We start from the raw sequence: 24,549 nt of genomic DNA, 5'->3' as shown, positions 1-24,549 counted from the left end.
CTCAATTATAAGGTCTTCTATAAAATAATAAGGTTTTTGGAAGATTTAGTAAAGCGTTCACAGCCATTTTCTTTAATTAAAATGTCATCTTCAATACGAACGCCACCCAATCCATCTATATATATACCGGGTTCAATTGTAACACAGTTATTAATATCTAATGGCGTCTCAGATTTTCTAGAAAGGTTAGGGCCTTCGTGAACGTCTAATCCAATACCATGACCAAGTGAATGGCCAAACGCCTCGCCATAACCTTTTTCAGTGATATAATCTCTAGCAATAGTATCTAATGCCTTACCAGTAATACCTTTTTTAGCGGCGTCAATGCCTTTTTGATTCGCCTCTAATACAATATTATATATTTCTTTAAGTTTTGGATCAGGTTCACCTATTGCAAATGTACGAGTGATGTCTGATGAATATCCTTTGTAATATGCACCAAAATCTAATGTAATTAATTCCCCTGAATTGATAACTTTGTCACTAGCAACTCCGTGAGGTAGCGCACCACGTTCACCAGAAGCTACAATTGTTTCGAATGAAGTTCCTTCTGCACCAAGTTCTAACATTTTACTTTCTAATTTTGCTTTTAGTTGCTGTTCAGTCATACCAGCTTTTGCGACAGTTAAAATATATTCGTATGCCTCATCGACGATATCTGCTGCTTTTTGAATTAATTCAATCTCTGATTCATCTTTAACTTCACGTATCTTTTCTATCATTCCTGAAATACTAATCAAACTAATGTATGATTTGCTCAATTGAAGATATGTATCATAGCTGACTAAGTTTCCTTCAAATCCAACATTTTGCACATCTAATTTTTCAAGTTGATTTTTGACTTCATCAATTAAACTACCTTCTTGTTTGATGATTTCAAATTTTGGGGCTTGCGCAGTCGCTTGTTCAATATACCTAAAATCAGTTAGCAATAAGTTATGATCTTTCGTAATAATTAACGCACCACTTGTACCAGTAAAACCGGATAAATAACGTCTGTTAAAGTCAGATAGTACTACCACTGCTTCTAAATGTTTGGCTTCTATAGCAGTATTTAATTTATCAATTCTTGTCATTTGTCATCCTCCTACACAATAAGTTTGTACATTTTCTTTTTATACATTAAAATGATAGCATAATTATTGTATGAATTTATAGTTTTTGAATTAGGAGAGAGTTATGAAGAAAAAAATAGTGGCTATTTTATGTGCTTCATGTGTACTTGCTGGTTGCGGAAGTCAAAACCTTGGTCCTTTAGAAGAAAAGACGACCAAACTTCGCGATGAAAACCATAAGTTAAAGGGGAACATTCAAGAATTAAAACAAGAAATTAGTAAAGAACAAAATAAAATTGCAGCTCTAGAGAAAGATAAGAAAGACATTGGCAAAGCGAAAAGTAATAAAAAGAAAGCAGCTAATTTAAAAGCGTCTTCTACATATTATCAAGATATCGCTAAATTAATTGACCAATATAATGCAATCGAAAGTGATGTATCAAAAAACAAAGGTGATAAGAAAGTACAAGATAAAATTGCAGAACTAAAAAATAAAATGGATACCGCCTTTACGACATATAAAAATGATGTCGATAAAGAAAAAATGGATAGCGAAGATAAAACCCAAAATAAAAATATAACTAAATTAGACAAAGACTTAAATTCAGCATTTAGTGATATTAAAGAGGGTTACGATGCTAAAGATAAGAAGAAGATTCAAAAAGGTCAAAAAGCTTTATCAGTCATCAGTATTAAAGATAGTCAAAGTTAACAATCACATAGGAGTGTTTTAGGTGAAACAAGCAATATTTTATATCGTTATCGCAATTGCCGTCGTAGGATTAGTACTCAATCTTGATGCCTTTATTTTCAGTTTTGTAAGAATGGTCATTAGCTTAGCCATTTTCGGTGGTATTATATACGCCATTTACTATTTCTTCTTCTTAACTGAGGATCAGCGTAAATACAAACGTGCGCAACGTAAGTATAAAAAACAAAATAGAAAGAAAAAGTAACATGGATATATATAGCCCCGAAAAGATATCTATTTTAAGATAATCTTTTCGGGGATTTATTTTATAATTTACACTTATTCAAAATATCTTGATATGTGTTGCTACTTTAAATATCGAGTGAGCAATTTAAAACTAAACTATTTACGATAGTTCCACTCATCAGATTTATATTTATCAATTAACTCATTTATTTCATTTTGTTGTTTTTCATTGAGCTTTAGTGGCTTAAAGTCAATATTCAAACCTTTTTTAAAACCTATTTCAAACGCTTCTTCCATCTCTTCTAAACTAATATGGCGATCTGAAATATCGTTAATTGCTACAGCTTTTTCTACAAATGCTTGCTTCATTTTATCTTTGAGACGATCATTTTTAAAAACAAACATATCAAACAAATCGTCTACGTCTACATCTTGTAGCAAAGAACCATGTTGTAAGATAACTCCTTTTTGACGAACTTGAGCACTTCCAGCAATTTTACGCCCTTCTACAACTAGTTCATACCAGCTAGGCGCATCAAAGCAAACTGCACTTCTTGGTTGTTTTAAATTTGCTCTTTCTTCTTTTGATTTTGGAATAGCAAATGAAGCATCAAATCCTAAATGTTTAAACCCTTCTAGTAATCCTTCTGAAATAACTCTATAGGCTTCAGTAACTGTAGAAGGCATCTCAGGGTGTGATTCTGGAACGATAACACTATATGTCAGTTCTTTATCATGTAACACACCTCTACCGCCAGTTTGACGGCGTACAAGACCATAACCTTTAGCGTTCACCTTTTCAATATCTATTTCTTTAGTTAGCCTTTGAAAATAACCAACTGATAAAGTCGCAGGGTCCCATGTATAAAACCTAATTACTGGATCTATCTCTCCTCTAGATACAAAATTAAGTAAAGCTTCATCCATTGCCATATTAAAATATGGGTCTTTGCTACCAGTATTTATAAAATTCCATGTTTCTGTCACTTTCAAAACTCCTATCGCTAAATTAAATTGTGATAACAGCGATTTTGTGTTATCGTTTTCAATAATTGTTCAAGTTTGTCAGCAATAACTATTTATCGTGAGAAAAATATTTTGATAAATTGCGCTAACAGTCTTATAATATATAATATCGGTTAATTAGGGAGGATGCAAGATGAGTAACTTTTGGTTTATACCTTTAGCAGTATTAATAATTATCATCGCTTACATGCTAATCAATTATCTTCTTAATAAAAGAGCAGTCACAGAATTAAACCAAAATGAGTTCCATGATGGTTTGCGCAAAGCTCAAGTTATTGATGTAAGAGAAAAAGTGGATTATGATTACGGACACATCAATGGTGCACGTAATATTCCAATTACAATGTTTAAACAAAGATATCAAGGTTTACGATCAGACCAACCTATCTATCTTTGTGATGCGAATGGCATTGCCAGTTATCGTGCAGCAAAAATATTAAAGAAAAACGGCTACACAGATATCTACATGTTAAAAGGTGGATATAAAAAATGGACTGGCAAAATTAAATCTAAAAAATAACTTTATATCTCAAAATTAAAGACATAAAGTGAATATTTAAAATAAAAGCGTGGTCAACAATTAAAGTTGACCACGCTTTTTAATTTGCATAAAAATCGAACTGGTTTTATACCAGTCCGATCTTTAAGTGTTTATATATAAAAGGAAAATTCAATATAAACGTGTAAAAGTGTAAACTAACTATTCTTTTTCTGAACGTAAGTTTTCAAATTTTAATACTGGATTTCTTGCTGCTTTGGTTTCATCTAACCTATCAATGATAGTTGTATGTGGCGCTTCTAATACAATATCCGGGTTCTCTTTAGCTTCATTTGCAATTTGAATCATCGTATCACAAAAGTGGTCTAGCGTTTCTTTTGACTCAGTTTCAGTCGGTTCAATCATCATGCCTTCTTCGACATTAAGTGGAAAATAAATTGTCGGTGGATGTACTCCGAAATCTAATAGTCGTTTAGCCATATCTAGTGTACGAACGCCCTGTTCTTTTTGTTTAGATCCACTCAAGACAAACTCGTGTTTACAATATTGAGTGTAAGGAATCTCAAAATGTTCTTTCAGTCTCGCTTTAATATAATTGGCATTTAATACAGCAGCTTCAGATACTTCTTCAAGTCCTTTGTTCCCCATACTACGAATATAAGTATAAGCTCTTAAATAGATACCAAAATTACCATAGAATGGTTTAACGCGCCCTATAGAATTTGTTATATCATTATCATATTTATAAATATCATTTTCTTTGACAACCATTGGTTTAGGTAAAAAGCTCGCAAGTTCTTTTTTTACACCTACTGGGCCAGAGCCTGGGCCACCGCCGCCATGTGGGCCTGTAAATGTTTTGTGTAAGTTTAAGTGAACTGCATCAAATCCCATGTCACCTGGTCTAACTTTGTCCATAATGGCATTTAAATTTGCACCATCATAATATAATAATCCTCCGGCTTCATGAACGATATTACGAATATCCATAATGTTTTTTTCGAAAATACCTAAAGTATTAGGATTAGTTAACATGATAGCAGCTGTTTTATCATTAACTAAACGTTTCAAATCATCAATATCTACTTCTCCGCGTTCATTTGATTTAACTGTTACAGACTTAAAGCCTGCAAACGCAGCTGAAGCTGGATTGGTGCCGTGTGCAGAGTCAGGAACAATAACTTCATCACGATGACCTTCTCCGTTTTTTTGATGGTATGCTTTAAAAATCATTAATGCTGTCCACTCACCATGCGCACCAGCAGCAGGTTGTAACGTTACTTCATCCATACCAGTGATTTCTTTCAACTCTTCTTGTAAACTATGAATAATTTCTAAAGATCCTTGAACTTGCGATTCATCTTGTAATGGATGTGATTCTGCAAATCCAGGAATTCTAGCAATTTTTTCATTTATTTTTGGATTATATTTCATAGTACAAGAACCCAATGGATAAAATCCTGAATCTACACCAAAATTTTTATTTGAAAGCTCTGTGTAATGTCTCACTAAATCTAATTCAGCAACTTCTGGTAGTTCTGCCTTATTTTTTCTAATATATTTTTCATCTAGTAATTTTTCAACAGCACCATTATCTATTTCTTTTTTTGGTAACGAATACGCATAACGACCTTTTTTAGAACGTTCAAAAATTAATGGACTTGATTTACTTACTACCATTTAATTCACCTGCTTTCTTAACAAATGTGTCAATTTCATCTTTTGTTCTCAATTCTGTTACAGCAACTAACATATGATTTTCAAAGGTTTCTATTAGTTCACTTAAATCGAAACCGCCTATGATTCCTTCTTGTATAAGTGCATCATTAATATCTTTAACAGGTTTATCGAATTTCACTACAAATTCATTAAATGAAGTTCCAGTAGACACTTCTAAACCAACTTGTTTAAATTGTTCCTTGGCATAGTTTGCATTTTCAAAATTTTGTACTGAAATGTCATAAATACCTTCTTTTCCTAGTGCTGACATACAAATTGAGGAAGCTAATGCATTCAATGCTTGGTTTGAACAAATATTTGAAGTAGCTTTATCGCGACGTATATGTTGTTCACGAGCTTGTAATGTTAAAACAAAACCACGATGCCCATCTGCATCTTCGGTTTGACCCACTAAACGCCCAGGTGTTTTGCGCATTAATTTTTTAGTTGTAGCAAAGAAACCACAATGGGGCCCACCAAATTGTGCAGGTATACCAAATGGTTGTGTATCTCCTACTACAATATCCGCACCAAAACTACCTGGAGGTGTAAGTAAGCCTAATGCTAGTGGGTTAGTATAAACAATAAACAAAGCTTTTTTGCCTTCAATAAACGATTGGATTTTCTCTAAATCCTCAATTGAACCATAGAAGTTAGGATACTGAACAGCTACTGCAGCTGTATTATCATCTACAGCTGCTTCTAACTTTTCTAAATCAGTAATAGTACCATCTAAATCAACTTCTACGACTTCAAATACTTCACGTGTTTTCACATATGTGTTAAGAACTTGTAAGGCTTGATAATGTAAACCTTTAGAAACTACAATTTTATTTTTGCGCGTTTGATTAAACGCTAAAATACATGCTTCAGCAAAACTTGTAATGCCATCATACATAGATGAATTTGCAATATCCATGTCCGTTAATTCACAAATTAAAGTTTGGAATTCAAAAATTGCTTGTAGTTCACCTTGTGAAATTTCTGGCTGATAAGGTGTATATGCAGTATAGAATTCCGAACGAGAAATCATCGCATCTACTACTGCTGGTGCGTAATGGTCGTATACGCCTGCACCTAAAAATGAAGTGTGCGTTTCTTTAGTGATATTTTTACTTGCGACTCTACTTAAGCGTTTGGTCAACGTAGTTTCAGCTTCTGCATCTGGAATAGCTAGCTCTCTATTTAATAATATGTCATTTGGTACATCACCGAATAATTCTGCAATTGATTCTGCACCTATAGTATCTAACATTTCTTTCTTATCTTGTTCTGTTAATGGAATATAACGATGACTCACAGTAACACCCCTTTGTATTATTTACTTATTTGATTTTTCTTAACAATTTTTGCTTTAACTTGTCTCTTTCTTACTTGAACTAACACTTCTTTTCCCATTTCAAAAGCATCACGATTAATTAGAGCCAAACCAATGGATTTACCAGTTAATGGTGATTGAGTACCCGAAGTAACCTCTCCAATTTGATTACCTTCTAAATCCAACACTTTATAACCAGTTCTAGGAATCCCTTTTTCAATCATTTCTAAGCCTATTGTTCTACGTTTCGAACCATTTTCTTTTTGTTCTTTAAGAACACTTTTACCAATGAAGTCAGCTTCAATTAATGGTTTAGCAGCAAATGCGATTCCAGCTTCATAAGGTGTGATTTCTTCACTTAAATCTTGACCATGTAATGGTAAACCAGCTTCTAATCTTAGTGTATCTCTTGCTCCTAAGCCACATGGCACAACTTTATGTTCTATTAGTTTCTTCCATAAATAAGGTGTGTCATCAGCGTCGCAGTAAATTTCAAAACCATCTTCACCAGTATATCCTGATTGTGATAAAATTACGTTTTTCCCAAAAAACGCTACATTTTGTTTAAATTCGAAAGGTTTCATTGAGGATACTTCTATATCAACATGTTGTTGAACTAAATTACGCGCGTTGGGCCCTTGAATTGCTAATTGACCATAATCATTCGAAACATTAACTACTTCAGCATCGAATTTTTCAGCTTTCTCTTTCATCCAAGCAAAGTCTTTATCTGTATTACCAGCATTTACTACTAATAAATATTGGTTTTCATCTAATTTATATGTGATCAAATCATCAATAATACCGCCATTTTCATTACACAGTGCAGTATATTGAGCTTTATTTGTAGTTAAATTTTCAGTATCGTTAGATAGCAAATATTGTACTAGTTGCGCAGCTTCACTACCTTTTATCAGAATTTCACCCATATGGCTTACATCAAATAAACCGATTTCTGTTCTAACAGCATTATGTTCTTCTTTAATACTTGAAAATTGGACTGGCATAGCCCATCCACCAAATTCTACGATTTTAGCACCACTATCTATAAAAGTTTGATAAAGCGGTGTTTTTTTCAGTTCATTGGACATGAAGAAACCTCCTATTGTTTAAGTAAATATATAAAAAAAAACAGAGTAGACTAAGCTACCCTGTTTAAATTCTCCAGGAATGCGTCACAGTATTATACTTTTGCCTGAGAGTTTCGTTAAACTTGCACCTTCGGCGATGGATTAAAGTTATAAATAATATAACTAACCATTCTCTCCAATACTGATCATTCGCAAATAATCTCTTCCATAATCTCACTTTGTAGTGAGTTTAGAGATTTACTGCTATTTAATTTTATGAATGCGATTTCATTATATCTTGAAACCCTTGAGGAATACAAGCTTTTTAATTCAAAAAGTGATTTATTGTTTGCATTAGGTCTATTGCTATCATTTTTGATTCTGTTGTAAACAACATTCAAGTCACAATCTAACCATATTACTCGCTTTTGTAGTTTTAAAAAGTCGAATGTTTGATCGCTTTCAATAATACCTCCGCCGGTCGAAATAATATGATAATGGTTGATACATTCTTTTAGATACTTATATTCTAATTCTCTAAAACCCACTTCCCCTATTTGTTCGAATATATCTGGGATAGATCGAGCTTCTTGTTCTACTATGTACGCATCTAAGTCAACGTAGGATAGTTGATTATGCTTTGAAAGATATTTACCTAATGTTGTCTTACCAGTTCCCATAAATCCAATTAATATCAATGGTTCTATTTTAATGTTATTCAAAAATATCTTCCTTCTTCATAAATAAATTAATTTGGTTTTCATAATATTTCTCTATATTATCTAATGTTTTTAATTGTATGCCAATTTGAAATACATAAATTGTAATTAAAGATAAATATAGCATAAATACTACCAACACAAAAGGATAGATGTAGGCATTACAATTAAATATATAGTTGTTTTTCATAAGAATGTCCTTTTTCAATTATGTTTAAATTAACTTTCAGCGTCTTATAATTTACAACCTTAAATTCTACTGATTTCACATTGTTTAATAATGTTATATTTCCTTTACCGTTTATACTTTTGATTATCTTGTTATTTTTTAATTCATAAATAATATCTTTATTTTTTATGACTATTTTACTTTTACGTACATCACTTACTATAATTTGGAAATTTTTTGCTAACAAGTCACGTGTTAAATCAACAGCAAAAAATTCTAAATCTAAATTAGTTTGATTTGATAATTGCGCTTCGATAAAGTGCGTTGTTTTAAATAATGAAGGTAATATTGTAAATATCAATATCGTAATGAATAATGCAAATAATACTTCGACATACGTAAACGCTTTAAGTTTTTTTACCATAGCATTTTTCATATTTAGTTCCTTTTCTTGTTATGCAAATTTTTTGATTACTTAGTTTTAGATGATAAATATTTAAATCCATACCCTTTTTAAGAGCAGATTTGTCATGTCGGTATAAAGAGCTAAGTATAACCCGTTTCATCTCCATATCGATTATTTTATTTTGGACTTCTTTGGAAAGTTGTAACATTAGAGGGATAAATAAAATACATATCAAGGTTATTGTTGAAAAAGATAAAAGCGCATCTATAAATAATGAACCTTGTAAATTATACTTTCTCATATCTTAAGCGGCCTTTCTCTATATGAAATATTATTTTATATAAAGATTTATCAATACTTAGATATAAAGAACCAAATTTGTTTACGTCACCATTTTTGTCTAAGTTTATATAATTTAAATTTGTACGAGGATGTATGTAGGTATTTTGAGGTAAATCGATAGTAGAATTCTGCATATGTTGTTCTTTTACACGAATTTGAGTTGAAAAATCATTGAATATTAATGTGATAGATTGTTGATCTTTAATTGCTTTTGATTTTAAGTAATTAAATTGCATTATTAAGTTATTAATCTTTGAATGTGGTGAAGTTAAGTCATTTTTGTTAAAAGATAGTCGTTGCATTTGTAAAAAAACAAGCAAGCTTACAATGCTCAATACAAATAACATTTCAATATAAGTAAATGCTCGACTAACTTGCAACTGCTTCACCATCATTGATAGATATTAATGCGCCTGATTTACATCGTTTTTGATTCTCTTTTATATAACCTTCATTAACGAGTTCTTCCATAGTAGTTGGCTTCTTATTGAATTTCAAGCTATAAGCTTCAATTTGGCTATCTACCATTTTAAGCTGTGCTTCACAACTAGTAGTTTGTATGTGTGAAGATTGTTTAGCTATATTAGGTATAATTAATATTAATAACAAACTTATTATTAGTAAAACCAATAACATTTCAATGAGTGTGAATGCCTTTTTGTTAAACTTATATTTAAAATTTTTCATATATTATTGAACCCTCATTTCATTTTATTGTTTGCATTAAATCAAACATTGGTAACATGATGACTAAATATAATGACACAATCATAATAGCTATTACTAAAAATATACATGGCTGTATAAATTTGATTATGAATTGCATTGATTGTTGAATTTTATCAATAATGATTTCACTATATAATTTTAATTCCACTTCAAGCCGTCCTTTTTTCTCACCTTCTTCTATAAAAATAACTAGATCCTCCTCAAAGCATGATAATTTTGTTAGAATTTCGCTCAATTTCAAACCTCTCTGTGTACCACTTGAGAGCACGTATGCTAAATAATTTAAATAACTATCATCTTTTTGCTCAGAATAAATTTCAACAATTTTATGTAGACTAATTCCATTTTTATAAAATAGCGAAAACTCTGAAGACAAACGAAAAGTTTTATAAAGCTTAAAGAATTTTGAAACAATGGGCATTGATAACATTAACTTTAATTTATAATGTACAGAGAGCTTTATATATAACAACCAAAATAGTACCAGAGTTATCAGAACAACAATAAAAAAATACCAAATGAAAGAAGGTAGATTTACTATTATAAAAGTTAGGTCTCGCTGTACTGAAGTAATTTCTACTCCCATATTATGATATAAATTTTGAAACTCTGGAATAATAGTATGATTAAGAACAATGAGCATAATGATGAATATAGAAAGTAAAAGTAAAGGATATTGTATTGTTTTAAGTAAACGTTGTTTAATCTTATAATTACGTATTAAATACGCTTTAGCATGTGGTAATGTCTCTGTTAAATCACCAAACATCTCAGCAAAATAAATTAGCATAATAATTGATTTAGGATACTTTAGTAATTTAAGAATTTGAGAGCAATCAGCACCATGTCTTAATTCCGCTTTAATTAATGATTTGATTTCTAGCGACCTGATCTTGGTATGTTGTAGTAAAAAATCAAATGAATCACTTAAAGTAAAACCATGTTCCAGTAAGTCTTTTAACTTTGATAGCAAATTAATTTTGTCCTTTTCACTTAATATTGTAAAAGGATAAAATTTAGAGATAACGTTCCATCGATGTTTCACATATCATCCCCTCTTTTGACATTTTGTTTAACTTATAAGATAAGTTACGGAAATCTTTGGGTAATGTATAACTGTTTTTAAAGAAGTGATAAATATCTTCTCTAGTCATCTGTTCATATACAAGTTCCCTTTTATCTTCTTTAGTAGTAATAAGCCTTTGATTTAATATACTAATGATTGATTGTATAAGCTGTTGGACTGTTATACCCATTTCTAGCAGCCTTAATATCACACCTTTGCAATTACTGGCATGAATTGTTGTAAGTACTAAATGGCCGCTTAAACTGGCTTGTATCACATATTTAGCTACATTTGCATCTCTTATCTCACCTATTAAAATAATATCTGGATCGCATCGCAATATTGCTTTAAAAGAACTTTCATAATTTATCCCTGCCTTTTCATTCAATGAAATTTGCGTTATGCCATTTATTAATTGTTCAACAGGTTCTTCAATTGTAATTATATTTAAGTTTAAGTGTTCTTTCGCATAAGATAACATGTGATACATTAACGTACTTTTTCCAGAGCCAGTAGGTCCACTCAATAAAATTAATCCTTGTTTTTTGTTTATTAGATTATATAAATGCGTTATGTTCTGGTTATTTTTATGCTTTTGAAAATATTGCGGAATAATCCTAATAACGCAACTTTCATTTCCTAGAGATAAAGGAAGCGTTGATATTCTAAGGAAGTAAATTTGTTTTAATTTATAAATATATCTACCACTCTGAGCAACGTTGTGTTTAGAGACATCTAGTCCAGCTTGGTATTTCATATAGGTTAGTAATTTCAAATACGTATTTAATTGCAATGTTTCTATTGATTTTAAATCATCACGGATTCTAAATTTAATCATAACTTCTTTATCTGCAGGAATAAAATGTATATCTGATGCATCATTATTAATTGCCTTTTCAATCATACTATTAAACAATAGCTTCAATAAAAAAACACCTCCTACATATATACACGTAAGAGGTGTGAAAATTACTTTTATTTTGTTTCGTTCATATTACTACAGAAATTTAATCCTACGCTATTTACCCATGTAAATATGGATTCATTTGTTCATCTTCTACTGTAGTATACGGACCATGTCCTGGGAATAAAGGTAAATCATCATCTAATTCGAATAATTTATCTAATATTGAATTAACTAATGTTTCGTAATCACCTTTATATAAATCAGTTCTACCTATACCCTGTTTAAATAAAGTATCACCCACAACAGCAAACTCATTAAAGACAAACGTCAAACTTCCTGGGGAATGACCAGGAGTATGTAATACGTTGAAATTAAAACCTGCTACATTTGCATCGCCTTCTTCAAGTGGTTGTGGTGTTGCATGGCTGATAACATTAGGTAATCCATACTGTTTGAATTTTTCTGAACCATTTTTAGTTGTGTTTGTTAAGAAATCAAATTCCGATTTATGCATAAATACAGGCACATCGTATTTTTCAATAATGTCATCTAGAGCGCCAATGTGATCAAAATGGCCGTGAGTAAGTAATACAGCGACTAATTTTTTATTAATTTGATTTAACTTCTTAATAATTAAATCGCTATCATTAGCTGGATCAACTAAAATGACACTTGTATCATTCTCTATAAAATATACATTTGTTTCGACTAGACCTAAAGATAGACTCGAAATTTTCATTCTAGTTACCTCCGTCGTTCAAATATTTTTCTACTGCCTTTACTTTCTCGTTCATATTGCGTGATTTATCTCTTCGATCATCAATTCTAATATTTGTACATACACGACTTAACCCTTTATCAAATGGTAATTCATGAATTGCTTGCACCACTTCGAATAAATCTTTTAAATCGCCTTCAATTAACGTGTTCATTGGCGTTAATTGATAATCAATTTTCCCTTGAGCTTTATATTCTTTTAATTTAGTTTGAATTTCGGCAATATATTTACTTACGCTTGGTCCTTCTGTCCCAACTGGTATAACAACTACATCTACGATAGCCATTATTTCACACCATCCTTTTCAATAATATAAGTATAGATTAGCCCTGCAGCACCTGTAATACCTGCATCATTTCCAAGCTGAGCTTGTACAATTTCAGTGTTTTGTTGAGCAGGAGTAAATGTTAAATTATGATATTCTGTTTTAATATTTTCAATTAATATCAATCCTGCAGTAGACATACCGCCACCTAAAACGATGTATTTCGGGTTACTCGTAACGCTGACTATACTACATAAATAAGCGATATAATTGGCTACACGTTCTGTTATAAAGATACAGAATTGATCGCCAGCTTTTGCAGCATCAAAGACTGCTTTTGCACTTACTTTATTATCTTTAATTAATTGTAAAATTGAAGATTTAAATGTTAGTTTAGGGTAATAGAAATTAACTAGGTTGACGACACCCGTAGCAGATGCCACCGTTTCTATACAACCTGATTTTCCGCAATTGCATTTAAAGCGTTGGTCATGGTCTACTCTAAAATGCCCTATCTCAGCACCAGAACCATTATGACCATGCACGATTTCACCATTTGAAATAATACCGCCACCTAATCCAGTACCAAGTGTAATAGCAACTACATCATCTGCACCATTACCCGCACCTTTGTGCTTTTCACCTAAGGCAGCAACGTTTGCATCATTATCAACGTAAACTGGACAATCTACAAATTGTTTGAAAATATTTCGCACATTTACTGTGTCTTTCCAATATAAATTAACCGCTCCGTATACTTCTCCCGTTTCAAAATTCACAGGGCCAGGCACACCAATTCCAATACCTAAAACATCTGAAAAAGTGTTGTCTGATTTATCTATATGCTGTATGAAAGAATCATAAATATTTTTTAATAGTAAATAGCCAGTAGTATCTGAGGTATCTGTATCGATTGACCATTTTGATAAACGGTTAAGATTTTCATCAAAAATTCCTAGTTTACATGTTGTTCCACCAATATCTGCTGCTAATATAATTTTGTTCATTTAATTTTCATCCTTCTCTGATTTATTAAAAGGGTGTACATCCTCTAACTGTAGTTCAAAAACACTTATATATCAAGGGATTTGGAGATTTTACACCAATAAGTATTCTAGATAATAAGCCTTTTTGAATCTAGTCTTTATAAACCATTTAATATAGATTTATATTTCCTTATTTACATTTTAATCTTAATCAATTCTCAATTGCAATAATTATGAAACAACTTATCTAACAGTACAAGATACTTGTAATTTATAATATTTACAAGTTAAAAAGCATTAAGTTTAAATTATCATTATCGCGCTTATGCTAACTTAAGATAAATAGTCATAATATAATATATTAGGTCGAGACAAAACACTGTCTCGACCTCTGCTACAACTCTATTTAATCACTTTTTCTTTGGTTAATAATTAATCGACATTTTAAATAGTCATCCTTTGAAATAAGCCCTATTTTATATAGCGATTTTATTTCTTGTTCCATTATTTCATACATGTCTGCTTTATCTTTAAAGTAAACGATAAATCCAAATTTTTTAAGGAGTTGCTGGACGTCATAAAATGTATTAATTTTCTGAATCACTATCATCGCTCAATTCTTTGTTTAAATTAATATAATCATTGTTACTAGGGTCAGACTTTAACGCAGCTTTTATGTATTTCTTAGCTTTACCCTTGTTATCAAGGGACCTGTTTGCAATGGCTAATTGATAGTTCAAGAGTCCTGAATTAGGGTGTGCTCTTAACCCTCTTTCCCATGTTGCAATGCCTTCTGCTTTCGAGTCTAACGTTGCTTTAATAAGTCCATTTAAATAATAAGTTTCGTCATCGGCATAATCCTTATTAATAGTATGCTTTACCATATCTTTTGCATCATCATAATTACCTTGTTTCATTTCCTTTGTAATAATCGTATTGTATATATTATCTTCTTTAATTGTAAAAATTCTGATTTGAGCGGCAATAAATAAGACTAGTGTTAATACTATGAGAAACCAGAAACGATTTGTATTTGTTTTAAAATAAAATCCTATTAATGTTATTAACAAACCACCAATGAAGCCGCCTATATGCGCAACAATATTTACATTTTGCATAAACAGTGATAGCCCAATCATAATTAAAAGTACAATTAATAATTGTCCAATTAATTTACGGTTGAACTGTTTACCTACATACATAAATATAAATATTGCACCAATCAATCCGAATATAGCACCACTTGCACCTACAGAAACGGTATCTGTATTAAATGAAAGTGATGCAAAATTACCAAATAAACCAGCGACAATATATATTACGAACATTCTCCAATGGCCAACGATAGCTTCTACAATTTTCCCAAATATAAATAGACTCAACATATTCATTAAAATATGTTCAAAATTATAATGTAAAAAGATAGAGGTAATCAATCTATACCATTCACCATGTACAACATTAAAATGTACAAGCCCACCTAAGTCTAATAATTTTAAATCTGAAAAACGATTCAAAAACAACGTCATAGCTAACCAAATAATAATATTAATTGCTATTATCGTATATGTAACAGGGGCGAACTTAAGCATATGTTTTTCAATAGGATTGTTATTGAGCGTACGTTGTTTATAATACGCTTTTGTATGTTTGGTTGTACGATGATACATTTTTTTTACAAAGAAATTTGGCATGATTCTTTCTATATGCTCTGCTTCTCTAATGATTTTAACCTTAAATTTAACCGGTTTAGTTTCATTTAAGTTCTCATCTGTAAACATTTTATCTGTAAAAATAAATAATTCATAATTCTTGGGTTTAAACCCTAAAAATGTAATGATATTATCTTGGTTTTCTTGGATTCGAGTTTTATCAAATCTAACATCTTGAGTTGAATTAGCGCCATATTTAAATATTACAATACTTTGTGATTTCTTATTTGCTAACCAAACTTCATCATTATCTTTATTTGTGTGAACAACATAATAATTCAGATATTTAATCCAAGTATATATGCACTTCCAATAATGTTTCTCAGTGATCATATTTGCCTCCATTATTTAGTTGTAGTTATGATTAATTTTTCAACTGGTTCATCATGTACTTCTGTTTCAAACGAATTTAATTGGAAGTCATATAGCAGACTGATAGTAGATTGTTTATTGTTACTTAAAAATCTATCAAAATATCCCCCACCATAACCGATACGGTAACCAATATTATTAAATACGACGCCAGGAACTACTACTAAATCTAAATTATTAGTGATTTCAGTATCTGTATTGACGTGATTAATGCCTTTGTCATCTGGACCAATGTGGTTTAAATCATCTACATGTTTAAATGTCATTTCCTTCGTTTGATAATTTGTTTCGGGTACAAAAACAGTTTTTTCGTCTTCTATCATTTGTTGAATAATAGGATATGTATTTACTTCATGAGGCATCGATAACACAATGCCAATCCGTTGTGATAGTTTGTATTCATCTGTATTGAAAAAGTGATCGCTTAGATATTTATCTGCCGCTTGCTTATTTGATTGTTTCATAAATTGTTTCATTAAATTAATATTTTTTTGACGTAATATTTTTTTGGACATTTTGAACACCTTCCCCAAATACATACTTCTATTATTATAACGTTAAAGATTTGTAATGTCATTTAACTGCTTTTTAAAATAAGCGAAAAAATAACCAGATTCTATACAAGAATCTGGTTTAAAATATTAATTATTTTGTTTCACGGTGCATAGTGTGTTTGTTGTCACGTGCACAGTGTTTTTTCATTTCTATACGTTCAGGATTAGTACGTTTATTTTTTGTAGTAATGTAGTTTCTTTCTCCACATTCTGTACAAGCTAGAGTTACGTTTACGCGCATGCTAATTCCTCCTTACCTTTTCAAAATACGACCTATTAATCATACCATTTAGTTATAAAATTGAAAAGTATTATTTTTCAATAAAGACGACTATATCAGTATTTATAACAAAATCGTTTATTTTATTTTTCAGCTCGTTCTTTAAAGTAGTAGTTTATAACATCTCTACCTAAATCTCCACCATTTAACCACGGTTCTGGAACTGGTTGATTGGTATACACAATTGAAAATGCAAGTTTAGGGTCCTTAATTGGTGCATAACCAACATAAGTTGAGTTTACTCTTGATTCACCGTTTTGGAAAACTTCGGCGGTACCTGTTTTACCTGCGGATGGAACTTCGGTATCGTTAAAGCTTTGATAACCTGTACCAGGTTTTTCATTAAACGCCATCTCAAATCCATCTTGAATTTGTTTAATTTGCTCTCCTGAGTTATTTACTCTGTTAAGCACTTTACCCTTCACTTTCTCTTTAACAGGGCCCAATGTATCTTTATTTGTTGCCTGTCTAATTTCTAAGCCAATATGTGGTTGAACTCTATATCCGTTATTACCAATTGTAGAAACATATTGTGCCAATTGTAAAGGTGTATACGTATCATATTGCCCTATTGCTAAATCAAGGAAATTACCTGGATTATCAGTTAATGGTTCAATTTGTCCATTTGTTTCATTCGGTAAATCAATACCTGTTTTGACACCAAGTCCTACTTGATTCAATCCTTTACGTAGCTTTTGACCTGCCTCAGAAATATCATTTGGTAATGTCATATTTTCTGAATATGGAGACCCAGCCATTTTCAATGCTGTCTTAAACATATAAACGTTAGATGAGTGCATTAGCGCTTCTTTATCGTTTATCGTTTTTCTACCATCTTGGTTAAAGTAAGAGCGTTTTGTCAGACCACCAGCAAATTTCAGTGGTTCATCGACCATTTGATCACCAACATTAATTGCATTATTTTGATAACCAGCTAATAAAGTGCCACCTTTTACAGATGAGCCAACGGCAAATTGTGATGTAAATGTACCGATGTCATAATCTGTTAAATCGCCGTTCTTATCTATTTGTTTACCAGCCATCGCTAAAATATCGCCATTATTTGGATTTTGCACAACTATGAGTGCATTATCCATATCTTTAGCGCCTTCACTACGAAGTTTTGATATTTGCTTCTCTAAGTATTCTTCGGTTTTTTTCTGTAAGTCGATGTCAATGCTAAGCACTAAATCATCACCACGGGAACCAGGATTAATGACTTTGGAGTCAATGACTTCACCTGATTTATCAGTAGTATATTTCATTTCTTTTTTCTTGCCTTTTAAAATATCATCATATTGATATTCTAGATATGATTTTCCTACACGATCATTACGAGAATATCCTTTAGCCAAGTATTGTTCGGTTAGTTCTTTAGGGATACCTTCTTCAGTCGTAGATACATCTCCAAAGATACCTCTTAATGTATCACCATTAGGGTATTTTCTGTCCCAATCCATTGTTGTATTGACACCTGGCAAATCAGATAATTTTTGTGACACCGCTGCGTATTCTTCATCAGTGACATCCTCATTTTTAATCATTTGTGGATCAAGCGCTGAACCAGACATCATTTCTCTATAAATAGCTAAGACTTGCAAATCTTTGTCAGTTAGTGTGTTGATTTGCTTTTTCCCAATTTTTTTATATAAGGACTCGTCATAGTCGTCTTGAGAAATACTGCCATCATCAAGTAATGCTTGTTCGCTTTGCATTAATGTTCTCGCTTTATTTGGATGTAATTGAATCCAATAGTCTTGTTTATCTCGATCTGTTATTTTGTCAGTATCCATTTTAATTAAATCAGATAAATCTTTAGCAATTTTTAAAACTTCTGTTTGTGAAGTTTTTCTTCCACGCGCATATGTAATCGCTTTTTTAGAAGCGTTATCAACAAGAACTTTACCGTTTCTATCTAATATACGCCCTCTCGGTACGGCTTCATTAACTGTTAAATTTTCGCTATTTTTTATCAGTTGTTTATAATGAGAACCCTGTGCAATTTGTAAATAACCTAACCTTAAGACAACTACTGCAAAAATAAATACAATCACACCAAATATAAAGCTAATTCTTTTATTCATTGTATTTCTAATTTTTTCATCATTTGACTTTTCTTTTAATCTTTTTAACAAAATAGCATACCTCAATTCAAAAGTTCTCACTATAAATGATATATGAAATTAGCGAATATTTCTATTATTTTAGTTAAAAAAAATGACGACCTAGTAAAAGGCCGTCATATTCGCTAGCTCAATTATTTAGCTGCGTTATATAATTCGTCAACTTTTTCCCAATTTACAACGTTCCAGAATGCACTAATATAGTCTGGACGTTTGTTTTGGTATTTAAGATAATAAGCGTGTTCCCAAACATCTAATCCTAAGATAGGTGTTTTGCCTTCAGTAATTGGATTATCTTGGTTAGGTGTAGTAACGATTTCTAAGTTACCGTTATTAACTACTAACCATGCCCAACCTGAACCGAAACGTGCTGCTGCTTTGTCTGCAAATTCTTCTTTAAATGCGTCTAAAGAACCCCATTGTTCTTTAATTTTATCAACAACAGTACCTTTTTCTTCTGAGTTTGGAGTTAATAATTCCCAGAATAATGAGTGGTTTAAATGTCCACCGCCATTATTGCGAACAGCTGTTTGAATGTTTTCTGGAACACTGTCTAGATTCGCAACAATTTCTTCAATTGATTTAGATTCTAAATCAGTTCCTTCTACTGCTGCGTTTAATTTAGTTACATAAGTGTTATGGTGTTTGCCATGATGAATTTCCATTGTTTGTTGATCAATGTGTGGTTCCAATGCATCAAAACCATAAGGTAAATTTGGTAATTCAAAAGCCATAAATAATCATCCTCCTAATTAATCTTTAAATAAAGCATAACAACTAATTTTGATAACAACAATTAATCTGCTTAAAGTTTAATTGAAAAGTTATTGAATAATATTTGTCATCTTTAGTTACTCTACTAGTATATCTCAAATTGGACTTATTTAAACATGTTTATGCAACAATTTTAAAAATTCAATTTAATTCATACGAAAGACCTATGATTTATGGAAAATTTTTTGTATTTTGAATCTTATTTGTACAATTTACAATTAAGCTTGCTGACAGGTTTCACACACGCCATAAACTTCTAATTTATGTGTATGGATATCAACTTTAGGAAGAAATGCTTTAATTTGTTCAATAGGACAAAAATCAATTACTTTTGTATCGCCACATGATTCGCATATAAAATGATGGTGATGATGATCTGTGCAAGCAATTCTAAATTTCATTTCACCATCTAATTCTGTCCCTTCAACTATGCCTAAATCTTTAAATAAATGTAAATTACGATAAATTGTATCGAACGATATGCCAGGGAAATTTTTATCCATTTCCTGTTGAATCATTTTAGCATTAATATATTTGTCTTCAGAGACGAATATATCAAGCATTTCACGTCTCTTATTTGTATATTTATGTCCGTGATTTTTAATGATACTAATAGCCTCTTCAGTTTTCATCGTTAGCATCTCCTTTTATTGTTCGTGTTTTAAATTTCTGATACATCATCGCAATAGCGAGTATGAGTACAAGTAATACTACAATTACACCACCTGGTGATATATTCATATAAAACGCTAATACGAGTCCTCCAATAACTGAAATTTCTCCAATAATAACACTTAAAATGATTAACTGTTTAAAACCTTTTGTGATTCGCATTGAAATTGCTACAGGTAACGTGATTAGTGCACTCACTAATAAGATACCTACTACGCGCATAGATGCAGATATAACCATTGCTACAATAATAATAAATATAAATTGAATCCATTTAGGTATTCCTATGACTTTACTATATTCTTCATCAAAAGATAATATGAATAATTCTTTGTAAAAAGAAAGTATAAATATAAGAACAATGATGACAATTACAATAATTGTAAATAGGTCGCTTAATGTGACTGCACTGATAGAACCAAATAGTAGTCCAACAATTTCTTGGTTGAAGCCATCTGCCAAGGAAATAAATATTGCACTTAATGCAATACCAGCACTCATAATAATTGGAATAGCAATTTCTTGATAATTACTGTAAGAAGTTCTTAACTTTTCAATAAGTAATGCACCGATTACAGCATATAAAATACCAAACCACATTGGATTAATAAATGCCAATGTAGGAATTACCGTGGCGATAAACATTCCAAATGAAATACCACCAAGCGTGACATGGCTTAATGCATCTGCAATCAATGATAGTCTCCTAACAACAATGAAAGCACCAATTAATGGCGCAATTAAACCGATAAGTAGTCCACTTACAAGTGAATATCTCATAAAATCAAAATTTAGTAAGGCTTCAATCATGATGAACAACACTCCCTACTATGTTGATGATCAACAAATTGGATAGGGTGACCATAAATTTTTGATATTTCAACTTCGTCTAATGATTTAAAGTCTTCAGTTGTGCCATGAAAATGTAAATGCTTATTCAAGCAAGCAACTTCTGTTGCCGTATCTGCAACAACCCCAATATCATGTGTAACAAGTATGATGGTTACACCTTCTTGTTTTAGTGTGTTCAAAGTCTCATAGAATTCACTTACATGTTTTGCATCAATACCGCTAGTTGGTTCATCAAGAATTAATACAGATGGTTCACTGATTAACGCACGTGCAATTAACACTCTTTGTTGTTGTCCACCGGATAATTCTGCTATGTTTTTGTCGATCAAATGTTCAATGTTAAGACGTGATAAAACACTTTTTACACTTTGCTCATCTTTTTTATTGAACCATTGAAATAGTCTCTTACGCTTGGTAAGCCCACTGATAACGACTTCTTTTACGCTAGCTGGGAAACCGGCTTTAAACGCCTGTGCTTTTTGAGAAACGTAACTAATTTTAAGTAAAGACTGATTACCATTATAGTCTTTCCCATCAACATAAATTTGGCCTTTTTGAATTGGTAATAAGCCTAATATGATTTTTAGTAAAGTTGATTTCCCAGCACCATTTGGCCCTACAATTGCAACAAACTCTCCTCGATTAATTTTAATGTTTATGTTTTCAAGTACTTGTTTGTTGTCAAAATAATAATCTATATTTTTTAATTCGAATACTGGCGTAGACATGTTTTCACCTCGTTCTATACTATACAATGAGATATGAATTATGTAAATAGTAATGTTTACGAATTAATAAAAAAGAGTAACGTGTGAATTCTAAGTGGATTATTAGAATTCACATATTACTCTTCACCGTTCTAGCGGAATAAATCCCCAAAACTTTTCTTAATTTATATTGTTTAAAAGTAATTAATCAGACCCTTTAAAATACGGTCTTTTTTAAGAAACATTATTATTGATTTAAAATTTTATTCTTCAAATCTGGATCAAATTGTTGTTGTTTTAACATTTCGATTTCTAATTTATATGGTGGTTTTTTGTTCTTTTTATCTTCACCAACATAAGGCGTTTCTAATATTTTTGGAATTTCTTTAAACGTATCATGATGGACAATATAGTTAAGCGCATCGAACCCAATATAACCAAATCCGATATTTTCATGCCTATCTTTATGTGCCCCAATATCATTTTTACTATCGTTTACATGCACAACTTTAATTCTATCGACACCTATAATTTTATCAAATTCGTTTAAAACACCATCGAAATCTTCTTTTACGTTATAACCAGCATCGTGTGTATGACATGTATCAAAACAGACAGATAGTCTTTCATTATGATTTACTCCATCAATAATTCTGGCTATCTCTTCAAAGTTTCTGCCAATTTCAGATCCCTTACCAGCCATTGTTTCTAATGCTATTCTAACATCATTATCGTTCGTTAGAACTTCGTTAAGACCTTCTATTATCTTTTTAATACCTGCATCTGTACCTTCTCCAACATGAGACCCTGGGTGTAATACGATATCTTTTGCGCCTAGTGCTTGTGTACGTTCTATTTCACTTTGTAAGAACTCCACACCAAGTTCAAAGACATGCGGTTTAACTGTATTAGCGATATTTATAATATAAGGTGCATGCACAACAATATTTGATAGACCATGAGCTTTCATTACTTCTTGACCTTTTTCAATATTCAATTCTTCGATAGGCTTTCTTCTAGTGTTTTGTGGCGCACCAGTATAAATCATAAATGTAGACTCACCAAATTTGTGTGCTTCCTCAGCTGAGCCTTCTAACATTTTTTTACCATTCATCGATACATGAGACCCTAATAACATAAAATTCACCTATCCTTTTCTATTTTTTCTTTCCTGCCTACTCTTTTGTTTACTAAATTGTTTGCGTTCTTTACGTTTTAAATCATCCAAATCACGCTTGAATTTTTTCTTGTAACCAGGTTTGACTTTTTTCTTATTACTTTTAACTTTATATTTTAATTGATTTGTTAAATGATCGTCTTTATTTTTACGTGATTGACGTAAATTATGAGCTTTAATAGGTTTTAACTCATCGTCTTTAATATCAACGTTTTCAAAATGATAGCCACGTTGTTCAATTAATGCAACATTATTTTCTTCATCAGGGCTGTACAAAGTAATTGCAACGCCTTTATATTGCCCTCTACCAGTACGACCCACACGATGTGTGAAGAAATCAATATCATTTGGTACATCAAAGTTAATTACATGACTTACACCATCAATATCAATACCACGTGATGCTAAATCACTAGCTATTACGTATTGGAATTCTAAATTTCTAATACGTTTCATTTGTTGTTTACGTTCTCTAGGTGAAAGACCACCGTGAATCATACCTAATTTTAAACCAGCAGCATTAAGTTGGTTAGCTAATTCATCAGCACTATCTCTACTATTACAGAAAATGATACATAAATATGGGTTTAGTATATCAATTAACTTTAAAGTCTTTTCTATTTTAGCTTCGCCTTTTGTCGGAATTAAATAGAATTCTATATTCTTTTTGTTCTTTTCTGTATTTTCTATCTCTACAAAATCGGGATTTTCAAGATATTTATTTAAAAATGGATGTAACGATTTAGGTATTGTCGCACTGAACACTGCAATATGTGCTTTCTCATCTAATCTTGTAGCAATATGATCAACTTCATCTATTAGCCCTAAATCTATCATTAAGTCTGCTTCATCAATAACTAAGTAGGATGCTAAGTGTACATGTAAATCCCCGTGTTTAGCTAAATCATTTATACGTGTAGGTGTACCGATAACAAGTTGTGGTTGATTCTTTGCACGACTACGATCTTTTTCAATATCTGTGCCACCTATGAATAGCTTTACTGACACATCTTCTTTAAATTTTGTTATATGGCTAGCAACATCAAAAAGTTGTTGCGCTAATTCTCTTGTAGGAGCTACAACAATTGCTTGGGGTTCTTTGTATTCTGTATCTATTGAATTGATTAACGGTAATAAAAATGCATGGGATTTACCTGTCCCTGTTTGTGATTGGCCGATTAAGTTTACTTGTTTTATTATTTTTGGTATTACTCGGCTTTGAATTTCAGTCGGTTGATCAAAATTCAAATCTTTCACAGCATCAATCAGACTTGGTTCTAAATTAAATTTCTCAAATGGGTGATTTGCCATGTCTTGGCCTCCTTAAATCTTCAT

Annotated in this window: 29 protein-coding genes and 1 riboswitch; of the genes, 3 read left to right on the top strand and 26 right to left on the bottom strand. The window is 31.4% G+C overall.

Annotated features, from left to right (window positions below):
- Nucleotides 1-17 precede the first annotated feature (17 nt).
- Nucleotides 18-1,076 carry a M24 family metallopeptidase gene (locus LG295_RS07030; protein WP_404475550.1) on the bottom strand — a complete coding sequence of 353 codons (1,059 nt, stop codon included), beginning with the start codon at nucleotides 1,074-1,076 and terminating at the stop codon, nucleotides 18-20.
- A gap of 103 nt (nucleotides 1,077-1,179) precedes the next feature.
- On the opposite strand from LG295_RS07030, the gene LG295_RS07025 reads away from it, so the two are divergent.
- Together LG295_RS07025 and LG295_RS07020 are read left to right on the top strand one after the other, a co-directional pair.
- Entirely contained in the window at nucleotides 1,180-1,767 is a 588-nt protein-coding gene (locus tag LG295_RS07025) for a hypothetical protein (RefSeq protein ID WP_318832848.1), read from the top strand.
- Nucleotides 1,768-1,789: 22 nt separating this feature from the next.
- Nucleotides 1,790-2,011 (top strand): SA1362 family protein, encoded by a 222-nt coding sequence (locus LG295_RS07020; protein ID WP_107558585.1) that lies wholly within the window; start codon nucleotides 1,790-1,792, stop codon nucleotides 2,009-2,011.
- Nucleotides 2,012-2,148: 137 nt separating this feature from the next.
- Here LG295_RS07020 and LG295_RS07015 read toward each other — a convergent pair whose 3' ends face one another.
- Nucleotides 2,149-2,979: a biotin/lipoate A/B protein ligase family protein gene (locus LG295_RS07015; RefSeq protein WP_107531605.1), complete on the bottom strand. Its 831-nt coding sequence runs from the start codon at nucleotides 2,977-2,979 to the stop codon at nucleotides 2,149-2,151.
- Nucleotides 2,980-3,151: 172 nt separating this feature from the next.
- Between LG295_RS07015 and LG295_RS07010 the strand changes: the two genes are divergently transcribed.
- Nucleotides 3,152-3,538: a rhodanese-like domain-containing protein gene (locus tag LG295_RS07010; protein ID WP_107531604.1), complete on the top strand. Its 387-nt coding sequence runs from the start codon at nucleotides 3,152-3,154 to the stop codon at nucleotides 3,536-3,538.
- Nucleotides 3,539-3,718: 180 nt separating this feature from the next.
- On the opposite strand, the gene gcvPB is transcribed toward LG295_RS07010, so the two are convergent.
- The 24 genes from gcvPB to LG295_RS06890 all read right to left on the bottom strand — a co-directional run bounded on the left by gcvPB (nucleotide 3,719) and on the right by LG295_RS06890 (nucleotide 24,525).
- Nucleotides 3,719-5,197: an aminomethyl-transferring glycine dehydrogenase subunit GcvPB gene (gene gcvPB / locus LG295_RS07005; protein ID WP_318832847.1), complete on the bottom strand. Its 1,479-nt coding sequence runs from the start codon at nucleotides 5,195-5,197 to the stop codon at nucleotides 3,719-3,721.
- Nucleotides 5,184-6,536 (bottom strand): aminomethyl-transferring glycine dehydrogenase subunit GcvPA, encoded by a 1,353-nt coding sequence (gene gcvPA / locus LG295_RS07000; RefSeq protein WP_404475547.1) that lies wholly within the window; start codon nucleotides 6,534-6,536, stop codon nucleotides 5,184-5,186. The genes gcvPB and gcvPA overlap by 14 nt, the downstream gene beginning before the upstream one ends.
- Before the next feature lie 17 nt (nucleotides 6,537-6,553).
- A complete protein-coding gene (gene gcvT / locus LG295_RS06995; RefSeq protein ID WP_107558583.1) occupies nucleotides 6,554-7,645 on the bottom strand; it encodes a glycine cleavage system aminomethyltransferase GcvT in 1,092 nt (363 codons plus the stop codon).
- 82 nt (nucleotides 7,646-7,727) lie between these two features.
- A riboswitch (glycine riboswitch) is annotated at nucleotides 7,728-7,834 on the bottom strand.
- Nucleotides 7,831-8,304: a shikimate kinase gene (locus LG295_RS06990; protein ID WP_107558588.1), complete on the bottom strand. Its 474-nt coding sequence runs from the start codon at nucleotides 8,302-8,304 to the stop codon at nucleotides 7,831-7,833. Its footprint overlaps the riboswitch before it by 4 nt.
- A 206-nt stretch (nucleotides 8,305-8,510) precedes the next feature.
- The gene (comGF, locus tag LG295_RS06985; RefSeq protein WP_404475545.1) at nucleotides 8,511-8,948 is read right to left on the bottom strand and encodes a competence type IV pilus minor pilin ComGF; all 438 of its coding nucleotides are present in this window, start codon (nucleotides 8,946-8,948) and stop codon (nucleotides 8,511-8,513) included.
- Nucleotides 8,920-9,219 carry a hypothetical protein gene (locus LG295_RS06980; RefSeq protein WP_107558884.1) on the bottom strand — a complete coding sequence of 100 codons (300 nt, stop codon included), beginning with the start codon at nucleotides 9,217-9,219 and terminating at the stop codon, nucleotides 8,920-8,922. The genes comGF and LG295_RS06980 overlap by 29 nt, the downstream gene beginning before the upstream one ends.
- Nucleotides 9,206-9,652: a competence type IV pilus minor pilin ComGD gene (comGD, locus tag LG295_RS06975; RefSeq protein ID WP_404475543.1), complete on the bottom strand. Its 447-nt coding sequence runs from the start codon at nucleotides 9,650-9,652 to the stop codon at nucleotides 9,206-9,208. Before comGD ends, LG295_RS06980 begins: the two co-directional genes overlap by 14 nt.
- On the bottom strand, nucleotides 9,630-9,947 hold the full coding sequence (gene comGC, locus LG295_RS06970) for a competence type IV pilus major pilin ComGC (RefSeq protein WP_107531903.1): 318 nt from the start codon (nucleotides 9,945-9,947) through the stop codon (nucleotides 9,630-9,632). The genes comGD and comGC overlap by 23 nt, the downstream gene beginning before the upstream one ends.
- Nucleotides 9,948-9,966: 19 nt before the next feature.
- Nucleotides 9,967-11,034, bottom strand: coding sequence for a competence type IV pilus assembly protein ComGB (comGB, locus tag LG295_RS06965; RefSeq protein WP_325999120.1), 1,068 nt, complete (start codon nucleotides 11,032-11,034; stop codon nucleotides 9,967-9,969).
- Complete coding sequence (gene comGA, locus LG295_RS06960; RefSeq protein WP_404475541.1) at nucleotides 11,006-11,980, bottom strand: competence type IV pilus ATPase ComGA; 975 nt, start codon at nucleotides 11,978-11,980, stop codon at nucleotides 11,006-11,008. The genes comGB and comGA overlap by 29 nt, the downstream gene beginning before the upstream one ends.
- A 97-nt stretch (nucleotides 11,981-12,077) precedes the next feature.
- Nucleotides 12,078-12,701 carry an MBL fold metallo-hydrolase gene (locus LG295_RS06955; protein ID WP_107531900.1) on the bottom strand — a complete coding sequence of 208 codons (624 nt, stop codon included), beginning with the start codon at nucleotides 12,699-12,701 and terminating at the stop codon, nucleotides 12,078-12,080.
- Nucleotide 12,702: 1 nt separating this feature from the next.
- Nucleotides 12,703-13,026: an MTH1187 family thiamine-binding protein gene (locus LG295_RS06950; RefSeq protein WP_029377188.1), complete on the bottom strand. Its 324-nt coding sequence runs from the start codon at nucleotides 13,024-13,026 to the stop codon at nucleotides 12,703-12,705.
- Entirely contained in the window at nucleotides 13,026-14,012 is a 987-nt protein-coding gene (locus tag LG295_RS06945; protein ID WP_107531899.1) for a glucokinase, read from the bottom strand. Before LG295_RS06945 ends, LG295_RS06950 begins: the two co-directional genes overlap by 1 nt.
- Before the next feature lie 385 nt (nucleotides 14,013-14,397).
- Nucleotides 14,398-14,595, bottom strand: a complete 198-nt coding sequence (locus LG295_RS06940) for a YqgQ family protein (RefSeq protein WP_404475538.1) — start codon at nucleotides 14,593-14,595, stop codon at nucleotides 14,398-14,400.
- Nucleotides 14,579-16,036, bottom strand: a complete 1,458-nt coding sequence (locus LG295_RS06935) for a rhomboid family intramembrane serine protease (RefSeq protein WP_404476814.1) — start codon at nucleotides 16,034-16,036, stop codon at nucleotides 14,579-14,581. The genes LG295_RS06940 and LG295_RS06935 overlap by 17 nt, the downstream gene beginning before the upstream one ends.
- A gap of 11 nt (nucleotides 16,037-16,047) precedes the next feature.
- Nucleotides 16,048-16,590 carry a 5-formyltetrahydrofolate cyclo-ligase gene (locus LG295_RS06930; protein ID WP_107531628.1) on the bottom strand — a complete coding sequence of 181 codons (543 nt, stop codon included), beginning with the start codon at nucleotides 16,588-16,590 and terminating at the stop codon, nucleotides 16,048-16,050.
- 130 nt (nucleotides 16,591-16,720) lie between these two features.
- Nucleotides 16,721-16,870 (bottom strand): 50S ribosomal protein L33, encoded by a 150-nt coding sequence (gene rpmG / locus LG295_RS06925; protein WP_002483181.1) that lies wholly within the window; start codon nucleotides 16,868-16,870, stop codon nucleotides 16,721-16,723.
- 122 nt (nucleotides 16,871-16,992) lie between these two features.
- On the bottom strand, nucleotides 16,993-19,044 hold the full coding sequence (locus LG295_RS06920) for a penicillin-binding protein 2 (RefSeq protein WP_325999131.1): 2,052 nt from the start codon (nucleotides 19,042-19,044) through the stop codon (nucleotides 16,993-16,995).
- Between the two features lie 122 nt (nucleotides 19,045-19,166).
- Nucleotides 19,167-19,766, bottom strand: coding sequence for a superoxide dismutase (locus LG295_RS06915; RefSeq protein ID WP_017724588.1), 600 nt, complete (start codon nucleotides 19,764-19,766; stop codon nucleotides 19,167-19,169).
- Nucleotides 19,767-20,024: 258 nt separating this feature from the next.
- On the bottom strand, nucleotides 20,025-20,438 hold the full coding sequence (locus LG295_RS06910; protein ID WP_107531630.1) for a Fur family transcriptional regulator: 414 nt from the start codon (nucleotides 20,436-20,438) through the stop codon (nucleotides 20,025-20,027).
- Nucleotides 20,428-21,288 (bottom strand): metal ABC transporter permease, encoded by an 861-nt coding sequence (locus tag LG295_RS06905; RefSeq protein ID WP_318832829.1) that lies wholly within the window; start codon nucleotides 21,286-21,288, stop codon nucleotides 20,428-20,430. The genes LG295_RS06910 and LG295_RS06905 overlap by 11 nt, the downstream gene beginning before the upstream one ends.
- Complete coding sequence (locus LG295_RS06900) at nucleotides 21,285-22,058, bottom strand: metal ABC transporter ATP-binding protein (RefSeq protein ID WP_107558647.1); 774 nt, start codon at nucleotides 22,056-22,058, stop codon at nucleotides 21,285-21,287. The genes LG295_RS06905 and LG295_RS06900 overlap by 4 nt, the downstream gene beginning before the upstream one ends.
- A 226-nt stretch (nucleotides 22,059-22,284) precedes the next feature.
- A complete protein-coding gene (locus tag LG295_RS06895) occupies nucleotides 22,285-23,175 on the bottom strand; it encodes a deoxyribonuclease IV (protein ID WP_318832828.1) in 891 nt (296 codons plus the stop codon).
- Nucleotides 23,176-23,184: 9 nt separating this feature from the next.
- Nucleotides 23,185-24,525 (bottom strand): DEAD/DEAH box helicase, encoded by a 1,341-nt coding sequence (locus tag LG295_RS06890; RefSeq protein ID WP_107531634.1) that lies wholly within the window; start codon nucleotides 24,523-24,525, stop codon nucleotides 23,185-23,187.
- Between the last annotated feature and the right edge of the window lie 24 nt (nucleotides 24,526-24,549).

Source organism: Staphylococcus pseudoxylosus (assembly GCF_044794325.1).
Lineage (GTDB): Bacteria > Bacillota > Bacilli > Staphylococcales > Staphylococcaceae > Staphylococcus > Staphylococcus pseudoxylosus.
Note: the sequence above shows the minus strand (reverse complement) of the source record. Positions and strands in the feature narration are given on the sequence as shown.